Below are 24,006 nucleotides of genomic sequence, written 5' to 3'. Positions count from 1 at the left end.
CCACGGACTTTTCGCGCCCGGCGCGCTCAGCGTATGCCGGCGCGCAGGAAGGATTGCACGAACTGCCGCTGGAACAGCAGGAAAGCCACCAGCAGCGGCGCCGCCGACAACAGCGTGGCGGCGGTGATGACCGACCAGTCTATGCCCTGGTCGGTCGACGAGAAGACCTGCAGGCCCACGGTCAGCGGCCGCGCCTCGACCGAATTGGTGATGATCAGGGGCCACAGGAAGTTGTTCCAGTGGTAGCTGACCGAGACCAGGCCATAGGCGATATAGGTCGGCTTGCCCAGCGGCACGTAGACCTTGAGCAATACCTGCAAGGCGCTGGCGCCTTCCACCCGCGCGGCTTCCTCCAGCTCGCGGGGAATGGTCTTGAAGGTCTGGCGCAGCAGGAAGATGCCGAAGGCCGACGCGAAGTAGGGCAAGGCGATGGCGAAGACGGTATCGCGCACGCCCAGCCAGCTCATGGTGCGGTAGTTCTCCACGATCAGCACGTCGGGCATCACCATCAACTGCAACAGCACCAGCAGGAAGAGCAATTCGCGGCCGCGGAATTCCAGGCGGGCGAAGGCATAGCCGGCCATGGTCGACAGGACCAGTTGCGCGACCAGCACCATGGTCACCAGCAGGAACGTATTGAGGTAATAGCGCGGGAACGGCGCGGCTTCCCAGGCCCGCGTGAAGTTGTCCAGGGTCCAGGGCGCGAACAGGTCGAAGCGCGTCGCATAGGCCGGCGGATGCACCGCCGCCCACAGCGCATACAGCAGCGGTAGGACCCAGACGATGCCCAGCAGCCAGGCCCCGAGGGTGTCGAGCCAGGCGCCGGGCTGGCGCGGACCGTTGCGGCCCGGGGTTTTCACGCTGGCGTTCATTGGTAGTGCGTCCTCTTGTCCAGCCAGCGGAACTTGATCGCCGCGATGATGCCCAGCACGGCCAGCAGCACCACCGTCAGCGTCGCGGCATAGGCGGTGTCCCAGAAGCTGAAGCCGATCTGGTAGATGTAGAACAGCAGCAGCGTGCTGGCGTTGTCCGGACCGCCATGCGTCATCACCACCACGTGGTCGATCAGGCGGAAGGCGTTGATCAGCGCGTTGATCAGGACGAACAGCGTGGTCGGCATGAGCAGCGGCCACAGGACGCGGCTGAAATACTGCCAGCGCGACGCGCCTTCCAGCATCGCGGCCTCGCGCAGCGAGGGCGACACGCCCTGCAGCGCCGCCAGGTAGAAGATCATGAAAAAGCCGGACTCCTTCCACACCGAGACGATCATCAGCGCGGGCAGCGCGGTCTCGCGGCTGCCCAGCCAGTTCGGCCCGGCCAGGCCGAAGAACTGCAGGATCTGCGCCAGCAGGCCGTATTGCGGCGTGTAGAAGAACAGCCAGATATTGGCCACGGCCACCATGGGCAGCACCGTGGGCGTGAAATAGGCCATGCGCAGGAAACCGCGCCCGGCCAGCCCGCGATTGACCCACAAGGCCATCAACAGCGCGATGCCGACCGACACCGGCACGGTGCCCAGCGCGAACCACAGGTTGTTCACCAGCGCGCGCCAGAACACGGGGTCCTGGAGCATGGCCTGGTAGTTGTCCAGGCCGACGAAGACCGCCGGCCGGCGGCCCTTGGGCGTGGAGAAGAAACTGTGCCAGAGCGTCGCCAGCGCGGGATAGTGCGTGAACGCGACGAGCAGGACCATGGCCGGCAACAGCAGCAGCCAGGCATGGACGGTGTTCAGGGTCCGGTTCATCGCGCGTGCGATCTCCAGGTTTCGCGGCCGGGGGCTACTTGTACGAACGCAGGATGCGGTCCGACTCGCGCTGGGCGTCGGTCAGCGCCTGCTGCGGCGTCTTGGCGCCGGTCAGGGCGGCCTGCAGGGCGTCGTTCAGCACCTTGGTCACGCGCTGGTTTTCATGCGTGGAGAACTCCGCCACGCTGACGTCCAACTGGTCGCGCGCCACCGCCGCGGCGGGCACTTCCTGCGCGTACTTCTTCATCTTGTCGGTCTGCCAGGCCGCGGGCGTCACGGCCACGTAGCCGGTGGCGATGCTCCATTCGGCCGCGCGTTCCGGCGAGGTGGCCCAGCGCGCGAACTTCAGCGCGGCTTCCTGCTGCGCGGGCGTGGCGCTCTTGAAGATGTAGAAGTTGCCGCCGCCGGTCGGGCTGCCGCCGCGCTTGTGCTTGGGCATCATGGCCACGCCGAAGGGGAAGCTGGCGTTGGCGCGGATGTTGGTCAGGTTGCCGGTGGTCGTCCAGATGATGGCGGCCTTCTTTTCCAGGAAGTCCTTGGGCGTGGTGCCCCAGTCGATGGTGCCGGTGGGCATGACGCCGTGCTTGGCGGCCAGGTCGCGCCAGAACTGCGCGGCCTCGACCACGGCGGGCTTGTCCAGCATCACCTGGTTGCCGGCCTCGTTCATCAGGATGGCGTCGTTGGGCGTGGTCAGCGCCTGGAACAGCCAGTAGGCGAAGCTGCCGCCCGAGGGAATCTCCAGGCCCCACTGCGTCACGTTGCCGGAGGCATCCTTCTTGGTCAGCTTCTTGGAGAAGTCGACCAGTTCCTGCCAGGTGGCGGGCGGGTGCTCGGGGTCCAGTCCGGCTTCCTTGAACAGCGTCTTGTTGTAGTACATGACGATGGTGGAGCGCTGGAAGGGCACGCCCCAGACGTGGCCGCCGGTGCGGCTGTTCTGCATGAAGGCGTCGTAGAAGCCGCCCAGCCACTGCTTGCCGGCTTCGTCCTTGGCCAGGCCGTCGACGGGCACGATGGCGTCTTCGTCGATCAAGGTGAACATGTCGGTCGAAAGCAGCACCGCCAGTTGCGGCGGATTGCCGCCCTTGAGCGCGGTCAGCGCCTTGGCGATGGAGTCCTGGTACGAGCCGGCGTACACCGGCTTGATCCTGATGCCGGCGTTTTCCTTTTCGAAGTCCGACACCATGTTGTCGATGATCTTGGTGATGGGACCGCCCACCGCCACCGGGTAGTAGAACTCCACCTCGACCGGCTTGTTCTGGGCATGGGCGGCGGGCAGGGACAGGAAGGCGCCGGCGATCATGGCGGCCAGGCTTTTCAATACGGTGCGTCGCATGATGGAAGGATCTCGCTAGTGGACGACAATCGGGACGGGAATCGGGACAGCGGTCGGAAACAGGACTTCGGAAACAGGGCTTCGGAAACGGGACTGCGGGCGAAACAGGGGCGCGGCGCTCAATCCGCCGCCAGCGCGACGGCGCCGGCGTCGAAGAAATGCTGGTGGCGCGCGTCCCATTGCAGATGCAGCACGTCTCCCGGCGCGGCGTGCAGATGGCCGGTGACGCGCACCGCGATGCCTTCGCTCGCGCCGATGCCGCAGGTGACGATGGAATCGGCGCCGAAATATTCGACGCCCCGCACCGTGGCGACGTGGCCCTGCTCGGCCAGGCGGATGTGCTCGGGACGCACGCCCAGCTTGCGCGCGGCGGCCGGCGCGCCGGGCACCGCGGGGCCGCCGGTGCCGGCGGGCACCATGGCGCCCGCCACGCTGTCCAGGGTAATGAGGTTCATCGGCGGGGTGCCGATGAAGCGCGCGGCGAATTCGGTGGCGGGACGGGCGTACAGGCGGTCCGGCGTGTCGCACTGCTCGATGACGCCGTTGCGCAGCAACACCACCTGGTCGGCCATGCTCATGGCCTCGGTCTGGTCGTGGGTGACGTACACCATGGTCATGTTCAACTGCTGCTGAAGGGCGCGGATTTCGCGGCGCATCTCATGGCGTAGCTGCGCATCCAGGTTGGACAGCGGCTCGTCCATCAGGCAGACCGGCGCTTCGGAAATGACCGCGCGGCCGAGCGCCACGCGCTGCTGCTGGCCGCCCGACAACTGGGCCGGCTTGCGGTCCAGCAGATGGGCGAGGCCCAGCAGGCCGGCGACGCGCTCGAGCCGGCGCGGATAGTCGGCGGCCGGCTCCTTGCGGACCTTGAGGCCGAACAGGATGTTCTCGCGCACCGACAGGTGCGGAAACAGCGCATAGGACTGGAACACCATCGCCACGCGGCGCTTGGCCGGCGGCAGGTCGGTGACGTCGCGGCCGCCGATGTGGATGCGGCCCGAGGTGGGCGTATCCAGTCCGGCGATCATGCGCAGCGTGGTGGACTTGCCGCAGCCCGACGGGCCCAGCAAGACCGTGAAACTGCCGGCCGGGACGGTGAAGGCCACATTGCTGATGGCCGCCGCGTCGGCGTACTGCTTGGTCAGGCTGTCCAGAACTATCGCGGCCATGTCCCCTCGCTCTGCTTGTTTTGCATGGCTATTGTGCGGGTAAATGAAATCCTTTTCATTTTGCGGTGCGAACATGACGAAATCATGGCATTCATGTTGCCGGCGCTCATTCGTCGATCAGGGCGCCGTCTTCATGGAAGGGATAGGGGCCGGCGTAGTCGCCGATCACCGCGACATGGCTGACGAGCGCGCCGTTGCGCCATTCGTGCAGGTGGAAGCCGGGCGGCTCCATGACGAAGGCCGAGGGTCCGTCCGGCCGCAGGTCCAGCACGACCTGGTGCGCGGGACTGGGACAGGTGGACGCGATGGTGCCGGCGTAGCGGCGGAAAATGGTGCGGTGCAAATGGCCGCACAGGATGCGTTCGACGTTGGCGTGGCGGCCGACGACCTCCGCCAGCGCCTCGCGCCCTTCCAGCAGGCCGATGGCGTCCATGTGCGCGATGCCGGTTTCGAAGGGAGGATGATGCATGACGATCACGGTCGGGCGCCGGGGCTGTTCGTCCAGGCGATCCGCCAGCCAGGCCAGGCGGCGCGCGCACAGCGAACCGTGGCTCTGCCGCGGCACCACGGTGTCCAGCGCCAGCACGCGCACGGGAAAGTCCTCGACGGCGTATTGCATGAAGCCGTCGACCTCGGCGCCGGCGAGATAGGGATGATCGGCGAAGACTTCGCGCAGCGCGCCGCGGTCGTCGTGATTGCCGGGCAGCAGCACGTAGGGCATGCGCAGCGCGTCCAGCATCTTCTTCAGGTGGGCGTATTCGGCGGGCCTGCCGAAGTCGGTCAGGTCGCCGCTGACCACCACCAGGTCGGGCGCGGGATCGAGGCGGTTCAAGGCCCGCACGGCGGGCGGCAGGTAGGCGTCGGTCTCGACGATGCGATAGGCCTTCTGGCCGGGCAGGCGGATGTGCAGGTCGGTAATCTGGGCGATCAGCATGGAGATCCTGGAGGACGCGGCGCGCCGGAAACGGCGCCGCGAAGAAAAGGGAAAGCGGGACAAGGCGGATGCCGCCGTCCCCGCGAAGGAATCGTCAGGCGGGCAAGGGGCGCGTCAGCCGCAGGGACACCGACTCGCCCACGCGGTGAGGGCAGTCGGCGGGCAGGGTGACGGGAAAGGCCTGGCCGTCGTCCAGCTCCAGTTGCAGGCGCAGGGTGGCGCCGAGGAAGAAGCGCGACGCGATGCGGGCATGCAGCGCGGCCGGCAGCGCCGGCAGCAGCTCCACTTCATGCGGACGAAAGGCCACGATCTCGCCGCCGCCCGTCAGCACGCCGTGCTCCAGGCGCCCGCGCACCTTGCAGAGCGTGCCGAGGAATTCGCCGACGAAGGGCGTGGCGGGCTGCCTGTACAGCGTTTCGGCGTCGCCCACCTGCTCCAGGCGGCCGGCCGACATGACGGCGATGCGGTCGCCCAGCATCATGGCCTCGTCCTGGTCGTGCGTGACGATGACGGTGGTGATGTGCAGCGAACGCAGCATCTGCGCCAGCTCCACGCGCAGATGCTCGCGCAGCTTCGCGTCCAGCGCCGTGAGCGGCTCGTCCAGCAGCAGCACGCGCGGCTCGATGGCCAAGGCGCGCGCCAGCGCCACCCGTTGGCGCTGGCCGCCGGATAGCTGGGAGATGCGGCGGTCGGCCAGGGCTTCCATCCGCACCAGTCCCAGCATGTGGCGCACGCGCTCTTCCTGTTCGGCCCTGCCCCACTTGCGGATGCGCAGGCCGTAGGCGACGTTCTGCGCCACGGTCATGTTGGGAAAGAGCGCGTAGTTCTGGAACACCACGCCGACGCCGCGCGCCTCGGGCGCTTGCGCGCTGACGTCCTCGTCGTCGAAGTAGATGCGGGAGCCGGCGTCGGCGGCCTCCAGGCCGCAGATCAGGCGCAGCAGCGTGGTCTTGCCGCAGCCCGAGGGTCCCAGCAGGGCCAGGGTGCGGCCGCCTTCGATGCGCAGGTCCACGGGGTGCAGCGCGCGGCTGCCGTCGGGCCAGGTCTTGGCGCACTGTTCGAGGGTGATGGTGACGGGGTGCTTCATGGGGAATCCTTGGAGGAAGCCGGGGCCGGCGCGGCATGGGCGGCGGCATCCGCGGCGGCGGTCCAGGGCGCGGCGCGGCGTTCGCCGGCGGCGCGCGCGGCCAGCCATTGCAGGCCCAGCAGCAGCGGCAGCAGCATGAGCAGGAAGACCAGGGTGTAGGCCGAGGCGACTTCCAGCCGCATCGACGCATAGCTGTCGGCCAGGCCCACGGGCAGGGTCTGCGTCAACGGGGTGTGCAGCAGCCAGGTCAGGTTGAATTCGCCGACCGACAGCGTGAGGACGGTCAGGGCGCCGGTGAGGATGCCCGGCGCGGCGTTGGGCACGACGATGTGCAGGAAGCGCTGCAGGCGCGAGGCGCCCAGCGTGGCGGCGGCTTCGTCCAGGGCCGCCAGGCCGCCCGTGGCCATGCTGGCCGCCGCCGCGCGCACCATGAAGGGCAGCGTGAACAGCACGTGGCCGATGACGATGAAGGCCACGCTGCCGCGCAGGTCGCCCACCGTGCCCCAGGACACGATCAGCGCCAGCGCCGTCGCCAGGCCGGGCACGGCCACGGGCAGCGTCAACAGCTCCTCGAAGGCGCGCGCCACGCGGCCGCGCTTGAGCGTCAGCGCCCACGCCGCCGGCACGCCGGCCAGCAGGCACACCGCCAGCGTCGCCGCCGCGACCAGCAGCGAACGCCAGATGGTGGACGCGTACAGGTCCCAGACCTGCGCCACCCAGCGCAGCGTCAGGCCGCTGGACAGGCCGACGAAATAATTCTTGGTGAGGCCGGCCAGCACCGACAGCACCACGGGCCCGATGAGGAAGGCCGCGACCGCCAGCGTGGCGGACAGGCCCAGGCGGAACGCCAGCTTGTCGCCCGGGGGCGCCGCCGCGGGCGCCGGCACCGCGGGCCGGCCGGAGGAAGTCGTCGCCGTCATGCGCCGGCTCCCGCGCGCGCGCCGCCCAGGGAGTGCGCCGCGTACAACACCGCCCACGTCACCAGTCCCAGCACCACCGACAAGGCGGCGGCCACAGGAATGTTGGCGTAGTTGGTGAACTCGTTATAGATGGTCACGGGCAGCACGTCGATCTGCGTCCCCAGCGTGAAGACCGTGCCGAAGGCGCCCATGCTGGTGGCGAAGCACATCGCGCCGGCGGCTATCAGCGCCGGCGCCAGGGCCGGCAGCTCGACGTCGATGAAACGCCGCGGCGCGCTGGCGCCCAGGGTGCGCGCCGCTTCCAGCAGGCCCTGGTCGAGCTGCTGCGCGGCCGCGGTCACCATGCCTATGGTGCGTGGCAGGGAGAAATACAGGTAGCCGACGAACAGGCCGGCCATGCCGTAGGCGAACACCAGCGGCGTGCCGGTCAGCGCGCGCGTCACGCTGGCCAGCAGACCCTGGCGGCCGGCCACCAGGATGACCAGGAAACCCACCACCACGCCCGGGAAGGCCAGCGGGAACATCAACAGCCCCACCAGCAGGCCGCGCCCGAAGAAGCGCGGATGGCGGGCCAGGAAGCGGCCCACCGGCAAGGCGATGACCAGCGTGGCCAACGTCGCCGCCAGCGACAGCAGCGTGGTGTTGAGCATGCTGCGCCAATACTGCGCGTGCGTCAGCACGATCCAATAGGCCGATGCGCCGCGGCCGCCGTCCTGGCCGTCCAGGCCCATGGCCGCCAGCCGCGCCATGGGCAGCAGCCAGAAGGCCACGAAAAGCGCCGCGGCCGGCGCCGCGAATACGATCCAGCCGCGACGGCCCATGTCAGTTCACTTCCTTGGCGTACCGTTCCGAGAAAGCGCGCTGCGCGTCGGCCATCTTGCCGTAGTCCACCGCGGTGGCGCGCGCATATTCCGAAGCCGGCAGGAACTTCTTCTGCGCGTCGGGCGAAACCGCGTTGGCGCGGATGGGGCGCAGGAAGGCATTGGCCCAGATGGCCTGCCCTTCGTCGGACAGGGTGAAGTCCAGCACCTTCTTGCCGTTGCCTTCGTGCGGCGCGTTGGCCACCAGGCTCATCACGTAGGGCACGGCGATGGTGCCCTCGGCGGGAATGACGAACTCGACGTTGGCGCCGTCCTTGTACTTGGCGCGATAGGCGTTGAAGTCGTAGTCGATGAGGATGGGGATTTCGCCCGACAGCACGCGCGCGTAGGCGGTCTGCTTGGGCACGATGGGCTCGTTGGCGCGCATCTTCCTGAACCAGTCCAGGGCCGGACCGAAGTCGTCCAGCGTACCGCCCAGGGCCTGGTTGATGGCCACGGCGCCGACGTAGCCGACGAAGGCCGAGGCGGGATCCAGGTAACCGACCATGCCGCGGTATTCGGGCTTGAGCAGGTCCTTCCAGGACTTGGGCACCGGCTTGCCGTGCAAGGCGTCGACGTTGACCATCAGGCCCAGCGTGCCCGAATGGATGGCGAACCACTTGCCGTCCGGGTCCTTCATCCCGGCGGGGATATCGTCCCAGTGGGCCGGCTTGTAGGCCTGGATCAGCTTGTCCTTGTCGGCCTGGATGCCGAAGGTCACGCCGTAGTAGACGACGTCGGCCACCGGCTTGGCGCGCTCGGCCGCCATCGAGGCCAGGGCCTGGCCGGAGTTCTTGTTGTCGCCGGGCACCTGGATGCCGGTCTTGTCCTTGATGGCCTTGAGCTCCGTGGCCCAGTCGGCCCATTCGGGCGGACAGTTGTAGCAAACGGCCGTCTGCTGGGCCTGCGCGGCCCCGCCGGCCAGGCCCAGCGCCAGGATGGCGCCGCGCAGCACGTGGGTAAGAGAGCGGAACATGGGAGGTTTCCTCGTCAGGAAGCGGTGGAAGCAGCGGAAGTGGCGGCGGCGACCGTGCCGCCGGGAATCAGGCGATGCGCCAGCCGCACGGATGGCGGCGTCTCGCCCTGCAAGCAGGCCAGGAGGTTGGCGCACGCGCGCGCGCCGATGTCGTGGCTGGGTTGTTCGATGGTGGTCAGCGGCGGCACCAGCAGGCGCGCGAAGGTCATGCCGTCGAAGCCGCACACCGATATGTCGGCCGGCACGGACAGGCCCAGGCCGCGCAGGCGGGAAATCACGGAGGCCGCCAGCAGGTCGTTGGAGCAGAACAGCGCGGTCGGGGCCGGGCGCGCGCGCAGCAGGCCGCGCAGCCGCTCGCCATCGGCCTCGGTATGCGAGGCCATGGGCAGGTGCACGACCTCCTCCAGCCCCAGCTTGCGCGCCTGGCCGCGCGCGCCGGCCAGGCGGCGGCGCGCGCGGTCGGACGCGGTCAGGGGACCGCTGACGATGGCGATGCGGCGATGGCCGCGCGCGGCCAGCAGGCTCACCATGTCGCCGGCGGCGGCGCCGTTGTCCACCGAAACGAAGGGATGGGTCGACGACTCGTTGTAGGCCAGCACGTAAGGCAGGTTCTGGCCGGCCAGCATGCGCAGCGTGGCGCTGCGCGCGGCGTTGCCCACCGTCAGGATGAGCCCCTCCACCTGATGGTCGATGAGGCTTTGCACGGCATCGGCCTCGGTGGCCGGCGCGTAGCCGGTCGACGCCACCATGACGCTGTAGCCCTGCGCATGAGCATATTGCTCGGCGCCTTCGAAGCACTCCGCGAAAACGGGGTTGCGCAGCGTGGGCAGCACCATGCCCAGGGTGCGCGTGCTGCCGGAGCGCAGGCTGCTGCCGACGCGATTGGGGCGGAAACCGTGCCGGCGCGCCACCGTCTTGATGCGCTGCAGCGTATCCGGTTTCAGCAGGTCGGGCCGGTTGAAGGCGCGCGACACCGTGGCCGGCGAAACGCCGGCGTCATGGGCGATGTCGATAATCGAGAGACGTTGCGGGGGTTTCTGCGGCACGCCGGGCATCCGTGGCTGGGGCTAGGACTGAAAACGTTTTCAACTTCGAGGCACTTTAGAGGGCCCATATGACAGAGGCATTTCAGCGGGATGCGGTAGCCTTCGCGGGGACGCAGGCCGCGCCGGAGCGTGCGGCCGCGGCCTGTTTTCGTGTGCGGTGCAACAGCTTCGTTTGGGGGAATACACGGATTCGGCGCGCGGACAGGACTGGCACAATGGCTGCCTCGAATAAAAAATCGGCGGCAGCCGCGCGGCGTGGGGGCCTTTTTGCCGCCGGGCCGCCCCAAGGCAAAAAAGCCCCCTCGGGGGGCAGCAAGCGGCGTAAGCCGCGCGGCGTGGGGGCCTTTTTTCAGGGGAAGTTTTTGTATGGCTATCGTTCTTAACCGCTTGAGCGCACTGGAGGCCGTTCGCCTGCTGCAACGCCGCGAGCTGACCGCCGTGCAATTGCTGCGCGCCTGCTTCGCGCGCATCGAGCAGCGCGAGGATGCGGTGCACGCCTGGGCGGCGCTGAACAAGGACGCGGCGCTGGCGCAGGCCGAGGCGCTCGACCGCGGCGCCCTGCGCGGCCCCCTGCACGGGCTGCCTTTCGGGGTCAAGGACCTGATGGACACCAGCGATCTGCCGACCACCTATGGGTCGTCGATCTACAAAGGCCACCAGCCCGATGCCGACGCCGCCGTCGTCGCGCTGTGCCGCGAAGCCGGCGCGCTGGTGGCCGGCAAGACGGTGACCACCGAATTCGCCGCCTTCAAGACGCCGCCCACCCGCAATCCCATCGACCCCGCCTATACGCCGGGCGGCTCATCGAGCGGTTCCGCCGCGGCGGTGGCCGACTTCATGGTGCCTTTCGCGCTGGGCACGCAGACCGCGGCCTCCATCGTGCGGCCTGCCGCCTATTGCGGCGTGGTCGGCTTCAAGCCCACCTTCGGCACGGTGCCGCGCGAAGGCGTCAAGCCGCTCGCGCCCTCGCTGGACACCGTGGGCTGCTTCGCCCGCACGGTGCCGGATGCCGCCCTGGTGGCCTCGGTGCTGATGCGCGATCCCGATCTGCGCAAGCTGGACTACGCCGGCAAGCCGCGCATCGGCATGTACCGCACCGTGCAGTGGCGCCATGCCCTGCCGGAAACCCGCGAAGCCTACGCGCACGCCGCCGAGGTGCTGACGCGCGCCGGCGCCGACGTGCGGGACGTGGAGGTGCCGCCGGATTATTGCTCGCTGGTGCAGCGCCAGTCCGACATCATGGCCTACGAGGCCTGCCAGGCGCTGGCGCGCGAGCGCGCCGAGTTCGCGGGGCAGATCAGCACGCGCCTGCTGGACCTGCTGGATGCCGGCGCCGGCATCACGGCGGAAACGCAACGCGCCAATCTCGCGATCGCGGCCGAAAGCTATGCGCGCGCCGGGCAGTGGTTCCAGGAGTTTGATGTTCTGTTGACGCCCAGTGCGCCCGGCGAAGCGCCCCTGGCCGAGATGGGCACGGGCGATCCACTGTTCGGCCGCGTGTGGACGCTGTTCGGCGTGCCCTGCCTGCACCTGCCTTTCGCGCAGGGCCCGCATGGCCTGCCGATCGGCCTGCAAGCCGTCGGCAGGCGCGGCGACGATCACAAGACGCTGGCCATCGGCGCCTGGATCCACGAACGCCTGACGCGCTGATTTTGCGTTTGCGGGACGGCGTTACCAGGGCGACGCCGCTTCCCAGGACAGCGTGACGCCCTTGGCCAGGGATTTCTTCATCAGGTCCAGCAGGGGGAAGGCGCGCTGCTGTAGCCCCACGGGCCGGGACACGGGATGGACCGGGGGCTTGTCGCCATCGTCGTCGTCCTCTTCCTTGACCGCGGGCGCCTGCGCGATGGCTTTCTCGATGCCGTCGATGGCGGCCTGGAGCTGTTCCGGCGTGAATACGCCCCGTTCCGGGAATTGTTCGGGAAAGGATTTGCCGGCGGCGCGCAGCAGCGGGCCGGCATGTTCGGACAACATCAGGACTTCCGCACCCGCTTTCGAGCGAAACGTGATCAGCATGGCTTTTCCAAAGTGGGCCGCGCGGCGCGGCGGTTGATCAACACTACCCCAAAGCGGAGGAACCTGCCAACCGGCGCCCTGGTGCCGCGCGGAATGCCAGCGCGGGGGATGGTCCTGTTATCATCCGGGGTACCCAGGAAAGGGGCCCAGGCACGTCCTGGCCCAGCCGATGGCGATACGTCCCCGAGGGCCGCGCGCCCCGTCCGCCGACGGCCTGTCGCCGCCATGCGCGATGCGACGGCCGCGCCGGCCCGGACCCGCGCCTGCCGCCTTCCTTTCGATATTTTTCATTCTTTCCGAGTCTCCATGCTCCCCGAGCAACAACAACAGCTTGTCTCCCTGATCCAATCCGCCGTCGCCGGCCTGCTGCCGGACGTGCAGCCCAACATCCTGCTGGAACGGCCCAAGGTCGCCGCGCATGGGGACGTGGCGACCAACGTGGCGATGCAGGTGGCCAAGCCGGCGCGGCGCAATCCGCGCGAACTGGCCCAGGCCATCGTCGACGCCTTGCTGGCCAACCCGGCCGCGCGCGATTTGATCGACAGCGCCGAAGTGGCGGGACCCGGATTCATCAACCTGCGCTACACCGCCGCCGCGCGCCAGGCCGTGCTGCCCGCCGTCGCGGCCCAGGGCGCGGACTACGGCCGCGCGCCCCGCAATGCCGAAAAAGTGCTGGTCGAGTTCGTCTCCGCCAATCCCACCGGCCCGCTGCACGTGGGCCACGCGCGCCAGGCCGCGCTGGGCGACGCCATCTGCCGCCTGTACGACGCCAGCGGCTACGACGTGTTGCGCGAGTTCTACTACAACGACGCCGGCAACCAGATCCAGAACCTGGCCATCAGCGTGCAGGCGCGCGCGCGCGGCATCGGGCCGGAAGACGCCGGCTATCCGGCCGACGGCTACAAGGGCGACTACATCGCCGACATCGCGCGCGACTACGTCGACGGCAAGGCCGTCCGCGCCGCCGACGGCACCGAAACCATCGGCTCGGGCCAGCTCGACGACCTCGACGACATCCGCCGCTATGCGGTGGCCTACCTGCGCCGCGAACAGGACCTGGACCTGCAGGCCTTCGACCTGAAGTTCGACAACTACTTCCTGGAAAGCTCGCTCTACACCAGCGGGCGCGTCGAGCAGACCGTGCAGAAGCTGGTCGCCGCCGGCCACACCTATGAACAGGACGGCGCGCTGTGGCTGCGCACCACCGAACTGGGCACCGGCGACGACAAGGACCGCGTCATGCGCAAGAGCGAAGGGGGCTACACCTACTTCGTTCCGGACGTGGCTTATCACGTCACCAAGTGGGAGCGCGGCTACCATCGCGCCGTCAACATCCAGGGCAGCGATCACCACGGCACGGTGGCGCGCGTGCGCGCCGGCCTGCAAGCCCTGGAGATCGGCATTCCCAAGGACTATCCGGCCTACGTGCTGCACAAGATGGTCAAGGTGATGCGCAGCGGCGAGGAGGTCAAGATCTCCAAGCGGGCCGGCAGCTACGTCACCATGCGCGACCTGATCGACTGGGTCGGCCGCGATGCCGTGCGCTACTTCCTGATCCAGCGCCGCGCCGATACCGAATTCGTCTTCGACGTCGACCTGGCGCTGTCGCAGAGCGACGAGAACCCGGTCTACTACATCCAGTACGCCCACGCGCGCATCTGCTCGATGGTGGCGCAATCCGGCGAAAGCGCCGAGGCCATCGCCCAGGCCGATCCGGCGCGCCTGACGGCGCCGTCCGAATTCGCCCTGATGCAGCGCCTGGCCGAACTGCCCCAGGTGGTCAAGCTGGCCGCGCAGGAACTGGCGCCGCACCACATCGCCTTCTGGCTGCGCGACTGCGCCGCCGATTTCCATGCCTGGTACAACGCCGAGCGCGTGCTGGTCGACGATGCCGACCTCAAGCGCGCCCGCTTGCGCCTGGCCGCGACCACCCGCCAGGTGCTGGCCAACGGCCTGGCCCTGCTGGGCGTTTCCGCGCCCGAGCGCATGTAGATCCAGATGGCGACCAAACGCAAACCCGCCGCCCGGCGCAAATCCGAACGCGGCAGCACCCTCTACGGCATCCTGGCCGGCCTGCTGATCGGCCTGATCGTGGCCGCCGGCGTGGCCTTCTACGTCACGCGCGCGCCCGTGCCCTTCGTCGACCGCGCCACCCGCGACGCCGACCAGAAGGCCTTGCCGGACGTGCGCACCGCGCCCGATCCCAATGCCGGGCTGTACGGACGCGACGGCCCCGCGGGCACGGCCCCCAGCGGCCCCACCGCCACGACGCCGGCGCCGGTGCCGGGCGCGCAGCCGACCCCGCAGGCCGCGCCGTCCAACCCGCAGCAGCCGGACGACCTGGGGGCGCTGATCGCCACCCTGCCGTCCGACGAGGCCCTGAGCGCGCGCGGCGCGGCCGACAAGCCCGCCGCTGCCAAACCCGCCGAGAAGGCGCGCGACAAGGCGCCTGAGAAGCCCGCGGCCAAGGCGCCGGCGGTCGTGGCCAGCAATGCGCCCACGGCCCCCGCGGCGGCCGCCAAGGATGCGAAGGACGGCAAGGGCGCCTATTACCTGCAGGCGGGCGCCTATCGCGGCGCGGACGAGGCGGAGGCCATGAAGGCGCGCATCATCCTGCTGGGCCTGCCGGTGGCCGTGCAGCGCGCGGAGGTCAACGGCAAGACGCTGCACCGCGTGCGGGTCGGCCCCTTCAACCGGCTCGACGACATGAACCGGGCGCGCGCGCGCCTGGGCGAAAGCAAGATCGAAGTGGCGGTCATGCGCCAATGAGCGGGATGGGCCGCCCCAAGCGCGAATCCCTCCTCGGGGGAGATTCGCGCGGCGACGGGAGGGGCGCGCCGCCCTGGCCCCGCCGCGGGCCAGGAACTCCGGCCGCGATTCACGGTCTCTTAGCTAATTCGCGCTCTGGCCCACGATGCCTAGGCTGATTCCATTTTTTGCTGATACAACTTCCCCGGAACCCGACTGACATGACCAAATTGCTTGCCCGCCTGCTGGCCGCCACCGCCCTCGCGGCCACCACGCTGTTCGCGCCCCTCAGCCATGCCCAGGGCAGCCAGGCTTACGTGGTGGTCAATCCGCCGCGGCCCTCGGACACCCCGGGGAAGATCGAGGTCCTGGAATTCTTCGCCTATAGCTGCCCGCACTGCAACGCCATGGAGCCCATGGTGCTGAACTGGGCCAAGACCGCGCCGCCGGATGTGGTGCTCAAGCAGGTGCCGGTGGCCTTCAACGCCGCCATGAAGCCGATGCAGCAACTGTATTACACGCTGGAAGCGCTGGGCCGTCCCGACCTGCATCCCAAGTTCTTCGCCGCGCTGCACGTGGATCACAAGCGCCTGTTCGACAAGAAGTCGATCGGCGACTGGGCCGCGGAGCAGGGCGTGGATCGCGCCAAGTTCGACTCGGTGTTCGATTCCTTCACGGTGCAGACCGAAGTCCAGCGCGCCGACCAGTTGGCCGAGGCCTATCACATCGACGGCACCCCGTCGTTCGGCGTGGGCGGCAAGTTCCTGACCTCGCCGGTGCTGGCCGGCAATAGCTACGAAGGCGCGCTCGCCGAGGTGGACAAGCTGATTCCCATGGCTAGGTGAGGCCCCCCCGTACCGCGCGGAGCGCGGCCCCCCCAGGGGGGCGACACCAGCGGACCGGGAGACCCGGATCCGCGGTGTCTGCGATTGGGTGGAGTCCTTAAATGAGATCAGGGACAACTTAAACCACGCGGAATCTTGGTCGAGTCACGGATCTTAGGATTGGACAGTGAAGAAGCGGAGGCGCGCTGGGGTGCGGCTCCGCTTCTTTTTTCAGGCAGACGCGTTTTGCGCGGCGTCGAGGGCTTGGGCCAGGTCGGCGATGATGTCTTCCGGGGCTTCCAGGCCGATGTGCAGGCGGACGAGGGCGGCGTTGTCCTGGTCCCAGTAGCGGTGGGATTGCAGGGTGCCGGCGTCGACCAGTTGGACCAGGCTTTCGTAGCCGCCCCACGAGAAGCCGATGCCGAATAGTTGCAGGGCGTCGACGAAGCGGCGGGCCTGCGCGGGCGTCAACTTGAGGGCGGCCGCCAGCATGCCGTTCGAGCCGGTGCAGTCGCGCTGCCACAAGGCATGGCCGGCGTCGGAGGGCCAGGCGGGATGATAGATGCGGGCCACTTCGGGCCGCGCCTGCAGCCAGGCGCAGACCTGCATCGCGTGGCGGGCATGCTGCGCCATGCGCACCGGCAGCGTGCGCACGCCGCGCAGGGCCAGCCAGGCGTCGTCGGCGCTGATGGAATAGCCCATGGCGTACTGGGTCTTGTTCAGGCGCAGGCCGATGTCCGCGTCGTTGGTCACCACCGCACCCAGCATCAGGTCGGAATGGCCGCCCACGTACTTGGTGCCGGCCACCACGGATACCTGCGCGCCCAGCTTCAGGGGCTGATAGATGTAGCCGGAGCCCCAGGTGTTGTCCACCGCCAGCACCAGGTCGTGGCGCCGCGCCTGGCGCGCCAGCGCGGGAATGTCCAGCATCTCGAACAGCAGCGAGCCGGGCGATTCCACGTACAGCAGCTTGGTGTTGGGCCGCACCAGGCCGTCGATTTCCTCCCGGTTCGGCGCGAAATACGTGATCTCGATGCCCATGCGGCGCAGCACTTCCTGGTCGAGCAGGCGCACGGGACCGTAGACGTTGTCCGACACCAGCGCGTGGTCGCCGGCGGACAGGAAGGCCATGAAGGTCAGCGTGATGGCAGACAGGCCGGACGACGCAAGGTAGGCCTGCTCGCCGCCTTCGAGGCGCTTGAAGGCATCTTCCAGCGCGATGTGGGTGTCCATGCCCATGCGGCCATAGGTCACGGCGCGTTCGCCCCTGCCTTTGCGCCGCTGCGCGTCCTCCAGGGCCGACAGGTCGCGGAAGCGCACCGTGCTGGTCCGCATGGAAGGCAGCGCGACGGGCGCCGAGCCCGTGTCCGGATCGAAGTCGGCGGTGCCGATGTGTTGCAACTGCGTTTCGAGATGCTTGGAAGACGAGGAAGCCATGGCGTGTATGTCGCGTTTTCGTGGGCGATGCGGGAAAGGATCAGGGGCCTATAGTACCCAGGATCGCGCCCCGGATCGATTGCCGCGGCGCGCGCGCGGGCAATAAGCAAATCCGTGGCGGGATGGCCGCCGGTCTGTGCCGCGCCAGACGGCGCTTCGGCCCCGAAGGCGACGAAGGCCATGAAGGCCGCGCCGGTCCGCGGCTATCATCACGGCATCATGCCCGATCTCCATACCCTGCTCAGTTTCTTCGGCATCGCCGTGCTGCTGGCGCTCGCCCCCGGCCCCGACAATCTCTTCGTCCTGATGCAGTCCGCACTGTGGGGCCGGCGCGCCGGCCTGATGGTGGTGCTGGGGCTGTGCACCGGCCTGGTGGGACACACGGCCGCGGTGGCCGCGGGACTGGCGGCGCTCCTGGCGGCATGGCCGGCGGCGCTGCTGGTCCTGCGCCTGTGCGGCGCGGCTTACCTGCTCTATCTTGCCTGGCAGATCCTGCGTTCACTGCTACGCCGGCCAGCGGCCGGCGCCGCGGCGGCGGACGCGGCGCAGGGCGGGCAGGCCGGCGCGCGGGCGGCCTTGCCGCCGGATGCCGGCGCGCTGTACCGGCGCGGCATCATCATGAATCTCACCAATCCCAAGGTGGTCCTGTTCTTCCTGGCCTTCCTGCCGCAATTCACCGCGCCCCAGGCCGGCCCCGCCGCGCCGCAGATCGTTCTCCTGGGCGTGCTGTTCATGCTGGCCACGCTGCTGGTGTTCAGCGCCATCGCCATCTGCTCGGGCGCGGCCGGCGCGCTGCTGCAACGCTCGCCCGGCGCGCGCCGCGCGCTGGACGCGTGCGCGGGCGTGGTGTTCGTGGGATTGGCGCTGCGGCTGGCCGTCAGCCGCTGATCACCGCGCGGCGGCCTCGGCCTGGAAGCGCACGATGCCGTCCTCGCCGGTGCGGCGCGAGAGCTTGCCCTGGTAGTACAGCATGTGCAGGTGCGCCAGCGCCTCGCCCATCGCGAACGTCATCTGGTGCAGGTCCAGCGGGCGCTTGAACATGATGGGCACGATGTCCGCCGTGCTGCGCGGCTGGGCGCAGGCTTGCAGGACTTCGGCCAGGCGTTCCGCATGATGGCGCCGCTGCTGGCCGATGCGCTCGTGCAGGCCCTTGAAGGGGCGCCCGTGCGAAGGCAGCACCAGCGTCTCTTCCGGCACGCCGTCGTAGCCGTCCAGGGACTCCAGATAGCGCCTCAAGGGATCCGAGTCCGGCTCGTGGTCGAACACGCTGACGTTGGTCGAAATGCGCGGCAGCACCATGTCGCCGGTGATGATCACGCCGGCCTGCTCGCAATAGAACGAGGCATGCTCCGGCGCGTGGCCGTAGCCGACGATCACGCGCCAATCGCGGCCGCCGATGCGCAGCCGGTCGCCGTGCATGATGCGGGTGAAGCGTTCGGGCACCGAGGGCACCAGGTTGGGGTAATAGCCGACGCGCTCGCGCAGCTTGTCCAGCGACGCCGGATCGGTCATGCCGTGCCGCGAGAAGTGCGCCACCGCCGCCTCGCCGCCCGCGCCCGACCCATGCGAGCGCGACCACAGGCAGGCCAGCGCGTAATCCGTCATCGTCATCCACAGCGGCGCGTTCCAGCGCCGGCACAGCCAGTCGGCCAGGCCGACGTGGTCGGGGTGCATATGGGTGACCAGCACGCGCAGGACGGGCAGGCCGTCCAGCACGTTCTCGAACACCTGCTCCCACAGGGCCTTGACGTTGTCGCGGCTGACGCCGCAATCGACCACGGTCCAGCCCGCGCGGCCGTCGATCTCGTCACGCAGCAGCCACAGATTGATGTGGTCCAGCGCGAACGGCAGCGGCATGCGTATCCAGCGCACGCCGTCGGCGACGTCGATGGCGCGGCCGGGTTCGGGCAAGGCGTCGCCCCAGGGGTAGGTCAACTTGTGTTCATCGGGATTCATGGCCGCGTTCTCCACGTCTAAGGGCCGGTTCTCAGCGTAACGCCGCAACGCAACATACCGCGGCGTACTGCGACCCCGCGACGCGCCATGCTTGACGTCCTCCTCGGGCCATCATAAGTTACGTTTACGTAAGCTGCAAAATGCCCATGACTCCCTCCTGGACCATCTCGGAACTTGCGCGCGAGTTCGACATCACCCCGCGCACCATCCGCTTCTATGAAGACCAGGGCATCGTCAGCCCTGCCCGCGACGGCCGCAACCGCGTCTACGGCACGCGCGACCGCGCCCGGCTGAAGCTGGCCCTGCGCGGCAAGCGCCTGGGCCTGCTGCTCTCGGAAATACGCTCGCTCATCGACATGTACGACGGTCCGGGCGACACCGCGCCGCAGTTGCGCGAATACCTGTCCGTCCTGCAACGCCACCGGGAACAACTGGAAAGCCAGCGGCGGGACATCGACGAAACCCTGACGGAAATCGCGGCGCAGGAAAAGGCCTGCCGCGACCTGCTGGGCGCCCAGTCCTGAACGCCCGCCCGCATGCGCTTTTCGCGCGCTCGGCCGCTTGATCTTACGTTTACGTAAACGTAATATAAGCGGCGCAGCATTGCCGTCGCGCCTGGCGAGGCGCATCATGCCAGCCAGACGATCCAGGTTTTCAGAACAACGACCACCGTCGCACAGCGCGACGCCGCGCCGCGGGCTCCAGCCGGCGGACGGGTATCCGGAGGCAGACACATGGATCTTCCTGGCTTGGATTTCGGCCTGGGCGCCGACCTGGACATGCTGCGCGACACGCTGCGCCATTTCGCCCAGACGGAAATCGCGCCGCGCGCGGCGGAAATCGACCGCAGCGACCAGTTCCCCATGGACCTGTGGCGCAAGTTCGGCGACCTGGGCGTGCTGGGCATGACGGCGTCCGAGGAGTACGGCGGCGCCGCGATGGGCTACCTCGCGCACATGATCGCCATGGAGGAAATCTCGCGCGCCAGCGCCTCGGTGGGCCTGTCCTACGGCGCGCATTCCAATCTGTGCGTCAACCAGATCCACCGCAACGGCACGGCCGCCCAGAAAGACCGCTACCTGCCCAAGCTGATCTCCGGCGAATACATCGGCGCCCTGGCGATGAGCGAACCGGGCGCCGGCTCCGACGTGGTGAGCATGCGCCTGCGCGCCGAGAAAAAAGGCGACCGCTACGTGCTCAACGGCACCAAGATGTGGATCACCAACGGCCCCGACGCCGACGTGCTGGTGGTCTACGCCAAGACGGATCCGCAAGCGCACCAGCGCGGCATCACCGCCTTCCTGGTGGAAAAACATTTCCCCGGCTTTTCCGTGGCGCAGAAACTGGACAAGCTGGGAATGCGCGGCAGCCATACCGGCGAACTGGTGTTCCAGGACTGCGAAGTGCCGGCGGAAAACGTCCTGGGCGAGGTCAACGGCGGCGTCAAGGTGCTGATGAGCGGCCTGGACTACGAACGCGCGGTGCTGGCGGGCGGGCCGCTGGGCATCATGCAGGCGGTCATGGACGTCGTCGTTCCCTACATCCACGAGCGCAAGCAGTTCGGCCAGGCCATCGGCGAATTCCAGTTGATCCAGGGCAAGGTGGCCGACCTCTACACCACGCTGCAGGCCAGCCGCGCCTTCTGCTATGCCGTCGGCCGCAACCTGGACCGCCTGGGCGCCGGCCATGTGCGCCAGGTGCGCAAGGATTGCGCAGCCCTCATCCTCCATACCGCGGAAAAGGCCACCTGGATGGCCGGAGAAGGCGTACAAATCCTGGGTGGCAACGGCTACATCAACGAATACCCTACTGGCCGGCTGTGGCGCGATGCGAAACTATACGAAATCGGCGCCGGCACCAGTGAAATCCGCCGCATGCTGATAGGCCGCGAACTATTCAACGAAACTGCTTAAGTCAGGAGACCACTATGTCCGATCCCGTCGTCATCGTATCCGTTGCCCGTACGCCCATGGGCGGCATGCTGGGCAGCCTGTCGGGCCTCGCCGCGCACGAGCTGGGCGCGGCGACCATCAAGGCCGCCGTCGAACGCGCGGGCATCAAGCCCGAGCAGGTCGACGAAGTCATCATGGGCAACGTGCTGCAGGCCGGCCAGGGCCAGGCGCCGGCGCGCCAGGCCGCGCTGGGCGCGGGCCTGCCCAAGAACGTGGCGTGCTCCACCATCCACAAGGTATGCGGTTCGGGCCTGAAGGCCGCCATGCTGGGCAACGACCTGCTGCTGGCCGGCTCGGTGGACGTCGTCGTGGCGGGCGGCCAGGAGAGCATGAGCAACGCCCCCTACCTGATGCTCAAGGGCCGCCAGGGCTACCGTTACGGGCACTCCACGATCTACGACCACATGGCGCTGGACGGCCTGGAGGACGCCTATCAAAAGGGCACGGCCATGGGCGTGTTCGCCGAGCAGTGCGCCGGCAAGTACGAGTTCACGCGCGAGCAGCAGGACGCCTTTTCCACCGAATCGCTGCGGCGCGCCCGCGCGGCCTCCGAGGACGGCTCCTTCAAGTGGGAAATCGCCCCCGTCACCGTCGCCGGCCGCAAGGGCGACACCGTGGTCGACACCGACGAAGCGCCGACCAAGGCCATGCCGGAGAAGATCCCCACGCTCAAGCCGGCCTTCAAGAAGGACGGCACCGTGACGGCCGCCACCTCCGCGTCGATCTCCGACGGCGCCGCCGCGATGGTGCTGATGCGCGCTTCCACCGCCGAGAAGCTGGGCCTCAAGCCGCTGGCGCGCATCGTCGCCCACGCGCAGCACTCGCAGGAGCCGGAATGGTTCACCACCGCCCCGGTGGGCGCCCTGCGCAACCTGTTCAAGAAGACCGGCTGGAAGCCGTCCGACGTCGACCTGTATGAGATCAACGAAGCCTTCGCCGTGGTCACCATGGCCGCGATGAAGGAATTCGACCTGCCTCACGACAAGGTCAACGTGCACGGCGGCGCGACCGCGCTGGGCCATCCCATCGGCGCCTCGGGCGCGCGCCTGGTCACCACGCTGATCGGCGCGCTGCGCAAGCATGGCGGCAAGCGCGGCGTGGCGACGCTGTGCATCGGCGGCGGCGAAGCCGTGGCGATGGCCATCGAAATGGCGTAACGCACGCCCGCCGCGGCGGCGCCGGCGATCCCCGCCGGCGGTGTCGCGGCGCGTTTGCGGCCGTTCTGTTCGGAACCCCGTTCGCAACCCTATGCGCAGTCCCTACACGGCCGTCCTTGCGGCCGCGTAGGACCCGGCCGCGCATCGTCCCACCCCTGTTTCGCGCAGGTCGCCAAGGCGCGCGGCCGCTGGCGCGCTCCCGGGGCCTGTCCACACTGGATATCGCTTCGCATGCCCATCATCGAATCGCGCATCGACACGCGCTCGCAGGAATACGCCGACAATGCCGCCGCCATGCGCGCGCAGCTCGACGCCGTGCGCGAGCACATGGCCCGGTCGGCCCTGGGCGGCGGCGAACAGGCGCGCGCCAGGCACGTGGCGCGCGGCAAGCTGCTGCCGCGCGATCGCGTCGAGCAACTACTGGATCCGGGCACGCCTTTCCTCGAACTGTCGCCGCTGGCCGCGCACGGCATGTATGACGGCGAGGCGCCGGGCGCCGGCCTGATCACCGGCATCGGCCGCGTGTCCGGCGTCGAATGCGTCGTCGTCTGCAACGACGCCACGGTCAAGGGCGGAACCTACTATCCGATAACGGTGAAGAAGCATCTGCGCGCGCAGGAGATCGCCGCGCAGAACCGCCTGCCCTGCATTTACCTGGTCGATTCCGGCGGCGCCAACCTGCCGCGCCAGGACGAGGTGTTCCCCGACCGCGACCACTTCGGCCGCATCTTCTACAACCAGGCCCAGATGTCCGCGCAAGGCATCGCGCAGATCGCCGTGGTGATGGGTTCGTGCACGGCCGGCGGCGCCTACGTGCCCGCCATGAGCGACGAATCCATCATCGTGCGCGAGCAAGGCACCATCTTCCTGGGCGGCCCGCCGCTGGTGAAGGCCGCCACCGGCGAAGAAGTCAGCGCCGAGGACCTGGGCGGCGGCGACGTCCACACCCGCCTGTCGGGCGTGGCCGACCACCTGGCCAACAACGACCATCACGCCTTGCGCCTGGCGCGCGACGCGGTGGCGCGCCTGAACCGGCGCAAGCAGCCGGACATCGCCCTGGCGCCGGCGCTGCCGCCGCGCTACGACCCGGCGGAACTGGACGGCATCGTCCCCGCCGACACGCGCAAGCCCTACGACGTGCGCGAGGTCATCGCGCGCATCGTCGACGACTCCGCCTTCGACGAATTCAAGGCGCGCTTCGGCGCCACGCTGGTCACGGGCTTCGCCCACATCCACGGCATGCCCGTGGGCATCGTCGCCAACAACGGCATCCTGTTCTCCGAATCGGCGCAGAAGGGCGCGCACTTCATCGAACTGTGCGCGCAGCGCAAGATCCCGCTGGTCTTCCTGCAGAACATCACCGGCTTCATGGTCGGACGCAAATACGAGAACGAGGGCATCGCGCGCCACGGCGCCAAGATGGTCACCGCCGTCGCCACCGCCGCCGTGCCCAAGTTCACCGTGCTGATCGGCGGCTCCTTCGGCGCCGGCAACTACGGCATGTGCGGCCGCGCGTATTCGCCGCGCCTGCTGTTCATGTGGCCCAACGCGCGCATCTCCGTGATGGGCGGCGAGCAGGCCGCCAGCGTGCTGGCCACGGTCAAGCGCGACGGCATCCAGGCGCGCGGCGGGCAATGGCCGGCGGCCGAGGAGGAAGCCTTCAAGTCGCCCATCCGCGCCCAATACGACAAGGAAGGGCATCCCCTGCACGCCACCGCGCGGTTGTGGGACGACGGCATCATCGCGCCGTCGGACACCCGCCGTGTCCTGGCGCTGGGGCTTTCCGCGGCGCTGAACGCGCCCACCGAGGACACCCGCTTCGGCGTGTTCCGGATGTAGTTTCCAAC

Annotated in this window: 22 protein-coding genes; 9 read left to right on the top strand and 13 right to left on the bottom strand. The window is 68.8% G+C overall.

Annotated elements, in window-relative coordinates; translation table 11 throughout:
* Nucleotides 1-26: 26 nt before the first annotated feature.
* The 10 genes from CAL29_RS31085 to CAL29_RS31040 all read right to left on the bottom strand — a co-directional run bounded on the left by CAL29_RS31085 (nucleotide 27) and on the right by CAL29_RS31040 (nucleotide 10,069).
* Entirely contained in the window at nucleotides 27-872 is an 846-nt protein-coding gene (locus tag CAL29_RS31085) for a carbohydrate ABC transporter permease (RefSeq protein ID WP_094856682.1), read from the bottom strand.
* Nucleotides 869-1,744 carry a carbohydrate ABC transporter permease gene (locus CAL29_RS31080; protein ID WP_094856681.1) on the bottom strand — a complete coding sequence of 292 codons (876 nt, stop codon included), beginning with the start codon at nucleotides 1,742-1,744 and terminating at the stop codon, nucleotides 869-871. Before CAL29_RS31080 ends, CAL29_RS31085 begins: the two co-directional genes overlap by 4 nt.
* 34 nt (nucleotides 1,745-1,778) lie before the next feature.
* On the bottom strand, nucleotides 1,779-3,077 hold the full coding sequence (locus CAL29_RS31075) for an ABC transporter substrate-binding protein (RefSeq protein WP_094856680.1): 1,299 nt from the start codon (nucleotides 3,075-3,077) through the stop codon (nucleotides 1,779-1,781).
* 119 nt (nucleotides 3,078-3,196) lie between these two features.
* Nucleotides 3,197-4,246 (bottom strand): ABC transporter ATP-binding protein, encoded by a 1,050-nt coding sequence (locus CAL29_RS31070; protein ID WP_094856679.1) that lies wholly within the window; start codon nucleotides 4,244-4,246, stop codon nucleotides 3,197-3,199.
* A 106-nt stretch (nucleotides 4,247-4,352) separates the two neighbouring features.
* Nucleotides 4,353-5,180, bottom strand: coding sequence for a phosphodiesterase (locus CAL29_RS31065; RefSeq protein ID WP_094856678.1), 828 nt, complete (start codon nucleotides 5,178-5,180; stop codon nucleotides 4,353-4,355).
* Between the two features lie 94 nt (nucleotides 5,181-5,274).
* Complete coding sequence (locus CAL29_RS31060) at nucleotides 5,275-6,267, bottom strand: ABC transporter ATP-binding protein (RefSeq protein ID WP_094856677.1); 993 nt, start codon at nucleotides 6,265-6,267, stop codon at nucleotides 5,275-5,277.
* Entirely contained in the window at nucleotides 6,264-7,187 is a 924-nt protein-coding gene (locus CAL29_RS31055; protein WP_094856676.1) for an ABC transporter permease, read from the bottom strand. Before CAL29_RS31055 ends, CAL29_RS31060 begins: the two co-directional genes overlap by 4 nt.
* Nucleotides 7,184-8,008 carry an ABC transporter permease gene (locus CAL29_RS31050; protein ID WP_094856675.1) on the bottom strand — a complete coding sequence of 275 codons (825 nt, stop codon included), beginning with the start codon at nucleotides 8,006-8,008 and terminating at the stop codon, nucleotides 7,184-7,186. The genes CAL29_RS31055 and CAL29_RS31050 overlap by 4 nt, the downstream gene beginning before the upstream one ends.
* A gap of 1 nt (nucleotide 8,009) precedes the next feature.
* A complete protein-coding gene (locus tag CAL29_RS31045) occupies nucleotides 8,010-9,023 on the bottom strand; it encodes an ABC transporter substrate-binding protein (protein WP_094856674.1) in 1,014 nt (337 codons plus the stop codon).
* 14 nt (nucleotides 9,024-9,037) lie between these two features.
* Nucleotides 9,038-10,069, bottom strand: a complete 1,032-nt coding sequence (locus tag CAL29_RS31040) for a LacI family DNA-binding transcriptional regulator (RefSeq protein WP_094857017.1) — start codon at nucleotides 10,067-10,069, stop codon at nucleotides 9,038-9,040.
* A 366-nt stretch (nucleotides 10,070-10,435) separates the two neighbouring features.
* Here CAL29_RS31040 and CAL29_RS31035 point away from each other — a divergent pair, with 366 nt between their 5' ends.
* Complete coding sequence (locus CAL29_RS31035; RefSeq protein WP_094856673.1) at nucleotides 10,436-11,719, top strand: amidase; 1,284 nt, start codon at nucleotides 10,436-10,438, stop codon at nucleotides 11,717-11,719.
* A 21-nt stretch (nucleotides 11,720-11,740) separates the two neighbouring features.
* On the opposite strand, the gene CAL29_RS31030 is transcribed toward CAL29_RS31035, so the two are convergent.
* Nucleotides 11,741-12,085, bottom strand: coding sequence for a DUF1840 domain-containing protein (locus tag CAL29_RS31030; protein WP_094856672.1), 345 nt, complete (start codon nucleotides 12,083-12,085; stop codon nucleotides 11,741-11,743).
* A gap of 306 nt (nucleotides 12,086-12,391) precedes the next feature.
* On the opposite strand from CAL29_RS31030, the gene argS reads away from it, so the two are divergent.
* The 3 genes from argS (at nucleotide 12,392) to CAL29_RS31015 (ending at nucleotide 15,678) form a co-directional block, all read left to right on the top strand.
* Nucleotides 12,392-14,077, top strand: a complete 1,686-nt coding sequence (gene argS, locus CAL29_RS31025) for an arginine--tRNA ligase (protein WP_094856671.1) — start codon at nucleotides 12,392-12,394, stop codon at nucleotides 14,075-14,077.
* A gap of 6 nt (nucleotides 14,078-14,083) precedes the next feature.
* Complete coding sequence (locus CAL29_RS31020; RefSeq protein WP_094856670.1) at nucleotides 14,084-14,854, top strand: SPOR domain-containing protein; 771 nt, start codon at nucleotides 14,084-14,086, stop codon at nucleotides 14,852-14,854.
* A gap of 200 nt (nucleotides 14,855-15,054) precedes the next feature.
* On the top strand, nucleotides 15,055-15,678 hold the full coding sequence (locus CAL29_RS31015; protein ID WP_094856669.1) for a thiol:disulfide interchange protein DsbA/DsbL: 624 nt from the start codon (nucleotides 15,055-15,057) through the stop codon (nucleotides 15,676-15,678).
* Nucleotides 15,679-15,888: 210 nt separating this feature from the next.
* Here the strand turns inward: CAL29_RS31015 and metC are convergent, their stop codons facing one another.
* A complete protein-coding gene (metC, locus tag CAL29_RS31010) occupies nucleotides 15,889-17,094 on the bottom strand; it encodes a cystathionine beta-lyase (protein WP_094856668.1) in 1,206 nt (401 codons plus the stop codon).
* Between the two features lie 219 nt (nucleotides 17,095-17,313).
* Between metC and CAL29_RS31005 the strand changes: the two genes are divergently transcribed.
* Nucleotides 17,314-17,982, top strand: a complete 669-nt coding sequence (locus CAL29_RS31005; RefSeq protein WP_094857016.1) for a LysE family translocator — start codon at nucleotides 17,314-17,316, stop codon at nucleotides 17,980-17,982.
* Here CAL29_RS31005 and CAL29_RS31000 read toward each other — a convergent pair whose 3' ends face one another.
* Complete coding sequence (locus tag CAL29_RS31000; RefSeq protein ID WP_094856667.1) at nucleotides 17,983-19,050, bottom strand: MBL fold metallo-hydrolase; 1,068 nt, start codon at nucleotides 19,048-19,050, stop codon at nucleotides 17,983-17,985.
* A gap of 146 nt (nucleotides 19,051-19,196) precedes the next feature.
* On the opposite strand from CAL29_RS31000, the gene CAL29_RS30995 reads away from it, so the two are divergent.
* The 4 genes from CAL29_RS30995 (at nucleotide 19,197) to CAL29_RS30980 (ending at nucleotide 23,998) form a co-directional block, all read left to right on the top strand.
* Nucleotides 19,197-19,574, top strand: coding sequence for a MerR family transcriptional regulator (locus CAL29_RS30995; RefSeq protein ID WP_094856666.1), 378 nt, complete (start codon nucleotides 19,197-19,199; stop codon nucleotides 19,572-19,574).
* 210 nt (nucleotides 19,575-19,784) lie between these two features.
* Nucleotides 19,785-20,963, top strand: a complete 1,179-nt coding sequence (locus CAL29_RS30990; RefSeq protein ID WP_094856665.1) for an isovaleryl-CoA dehydrogenase — start codon at nucleotides 19,785-19,787, stop codon at nucleotides 20,961-20,963.
* A 14-nt stretch (nucleotides 20,964-20,977) separates the two neighbouring features.
* Nucleotides 20,978-22,159, top strand: a complete 1,182-nt coding sequence (locus CAL29_RS30985; RefSeq protein ID WP_094856664.1) for an acetyl-CoA C-acyltransferase — start codon at nucleotides 20,978-20,980, stop codon at nucleotides 22,157-22,159.
* Between the two features lie 231 nt (nucleotides 22,160-22,390).
* Nucleotides 22,391-23,998 carry a carboxyl transferase domain-containing protein gene (locus CAL29_RS30980; RefSeq protein ID WP_094856663.1) on the top strand — a complete coding sequence of 536 codons (1,608 nt, stop codon included), beginning with the start codon at nucleotides 22,391-22,393 and terminating at the stop codon, nucleotides 23,996-23,998.
* Nucleotides 23,999-24,006: the final 8 nt, after the last annotated feature.

This window comes from Bordetella genomosp. 10 (assembly GCF_002261225.1).
In the GTDB taxonomy this organism is placed as follows: Bacteria; Pseudomonadota; Gammaproteobacteria; order Burkholderiales; family Burkholderiaceae_B; genus Bordetella_C.
The sequence above is the reverse complement of the archived record's forward strand: the minus strand, read 5'-3'. Positions and strand labels throughout refer to the sequence as shown.

Excerpts from the sequence above, each read along its gene's own strand:
- CAL29_RS31085 (WP_094856682.1), bottom strand. The coding sequence starts at position 872 with ATGAACGCCAGCGTGAAAACCCCGGGCCGCAACGGTCCGCGCCAGCCC.
- CAL29_RS31080 (WP_094856681.1), bottom strand. The coding sequence starts at position 1,744 with ATGAACCGGACCCTGAACACCGTCCATGCCTGGCTGCTGCTGTTGCCG.
- CAL29_RS31075 (WP_094856680.1), bottom strand. The coding sequence starts at position 3,077 with ATGCGACGCACCGTATTGAAAAGCCTGGCCGCCATGATCGCCGGCGCC.
- CAL29_RS31070 (WP_094856679.1), bottom strand. The coding sequence starts at position 4,246 with ATGGCCGCGATAGTTCTGGACAGCCTGACCAAGCAGTACGCCGACGCG.
- CAL29_RS31065 (WP_094856678.1), bottom strand. The coding sequence starts at position 5,180 with ATGCTGATCGCCCAGATTACCGACCTGCACATCCGCCTGCCCGGCCAG.
- CAL29_RS31060 (WP_094856677.1), bottom strand. The coding sequence starts at position 6,267 with ATGAAGCACCCCGTCACCATCACCCTCGAACAGTGCGCCAAGACCTGG.
- CAL29_RS31055 (WP_094856676.1), bottom strand. The coding sequence starts at position 7,187 with ATGACGGCGACGACTTCCTCCGGCCGGCCCGCGGTGCCGGCGCCCGCG.
- CAL29_RS31050 (WP_094856675.1), bottom strand. The coding sequence starts at position 8,008 with ATGGGCCGTCGCGGCTGGATCGTATTCGCGGCGCCGGCCGCGGCGCTT.
- CAL29_RS31045 (WP_094856674.1), bottom strand. The coding sequence starts at position 9,023 with ATGTTCCGCTCTCTTACCCACGTGCTGCGCGGCGCCATCCTGGCGCTG.
- CAL29_RS31035 (WP_094856673.1), top strand. The coding sequence starts at position 10,436 with ATGGCTATCGTTCTTAACCGCTTGAGCGCACTGGAGGCCGTTCGCCTG.
- CAL29_RS31030 (WP_094856672.1), bottom strand. The coding sequence starts at position 12,085 with ATGCTGATCACGTTTCGCTCGAAAGCGGGTGCGGAAGTCCTGATGTTG.
- argS (WP_094856671.1), top strand. The coding sequence starts at position 12,392 with ATGCTCCCCGAGCAACAACAACAGCTTGTCTCCCTGATCCAATCCGCC.
- CAL29_RS31020 (WP_094856670.1), top strand. The coding sequence starts at position 14,084 with ATGGCGACCAAACGCAAACCCGCCGCCCGGCGCAAATCCGAACGCGGC.
- CAL29_RS31015 (WP_094856669.1), top strand. The coding sequence starts at position 15,055 with ATGACCAAATTGCTTGCCCGCCTGCTGGCCGCCACCGCCCTCGCGGCC.
- metC (WP_094856668.1), bottom strand. The coding sequence starts at position 17,094 with ATGGCTTCCTCGTCTTCCAAGCATCTCGAAACGCAGTTGCAACACATC.
- CAL29_RS31005 (WP_094857016.1), top strand. The coding sequence starts at position 17,314 with ATGCCCGATCTCCATACCCTGCTCAGTTTCTTCGGCATCGCCGTGCTG.
- CAL29_RS31000 (WP_094856667.1), bottom strand. The coding sequence starts at position 19,050 with ATGAATCCCGATGAACACAAGTTGACCTACCCCTGGGGCGACGCCTTG.
- CAL29_RS30995 (WP_094856666.1), top strand. The coding sequence starts at position 19,197 with ATGACTCCCTCCTGGACCATCTCGGAACTTGCGCGCGAGTTCGACATC.
- CAL29_RS30990 (WP_094856665.1), top strand. The coding sequence starts at position 19,785 with ATGGATCTTCCTGGCTTGGATTTCGGCCTGGGCGCCGACCTGGACATG.
- CAL29_RS30985 (WP_094856664.1), top strand. The coding sequence starts at position 20,978 with ATGTCCGATCCCGTCGTCATCGTATCCGTTGCCCGTACGCCCATGGGC.
- CAL29_RS30980 (WP_094856663.1), top strand. The coding sequence starts at position 22,391 with ATGCCCATCATCGAATCGCGCATCGACACGCGCTCGCAGGAATACGCC.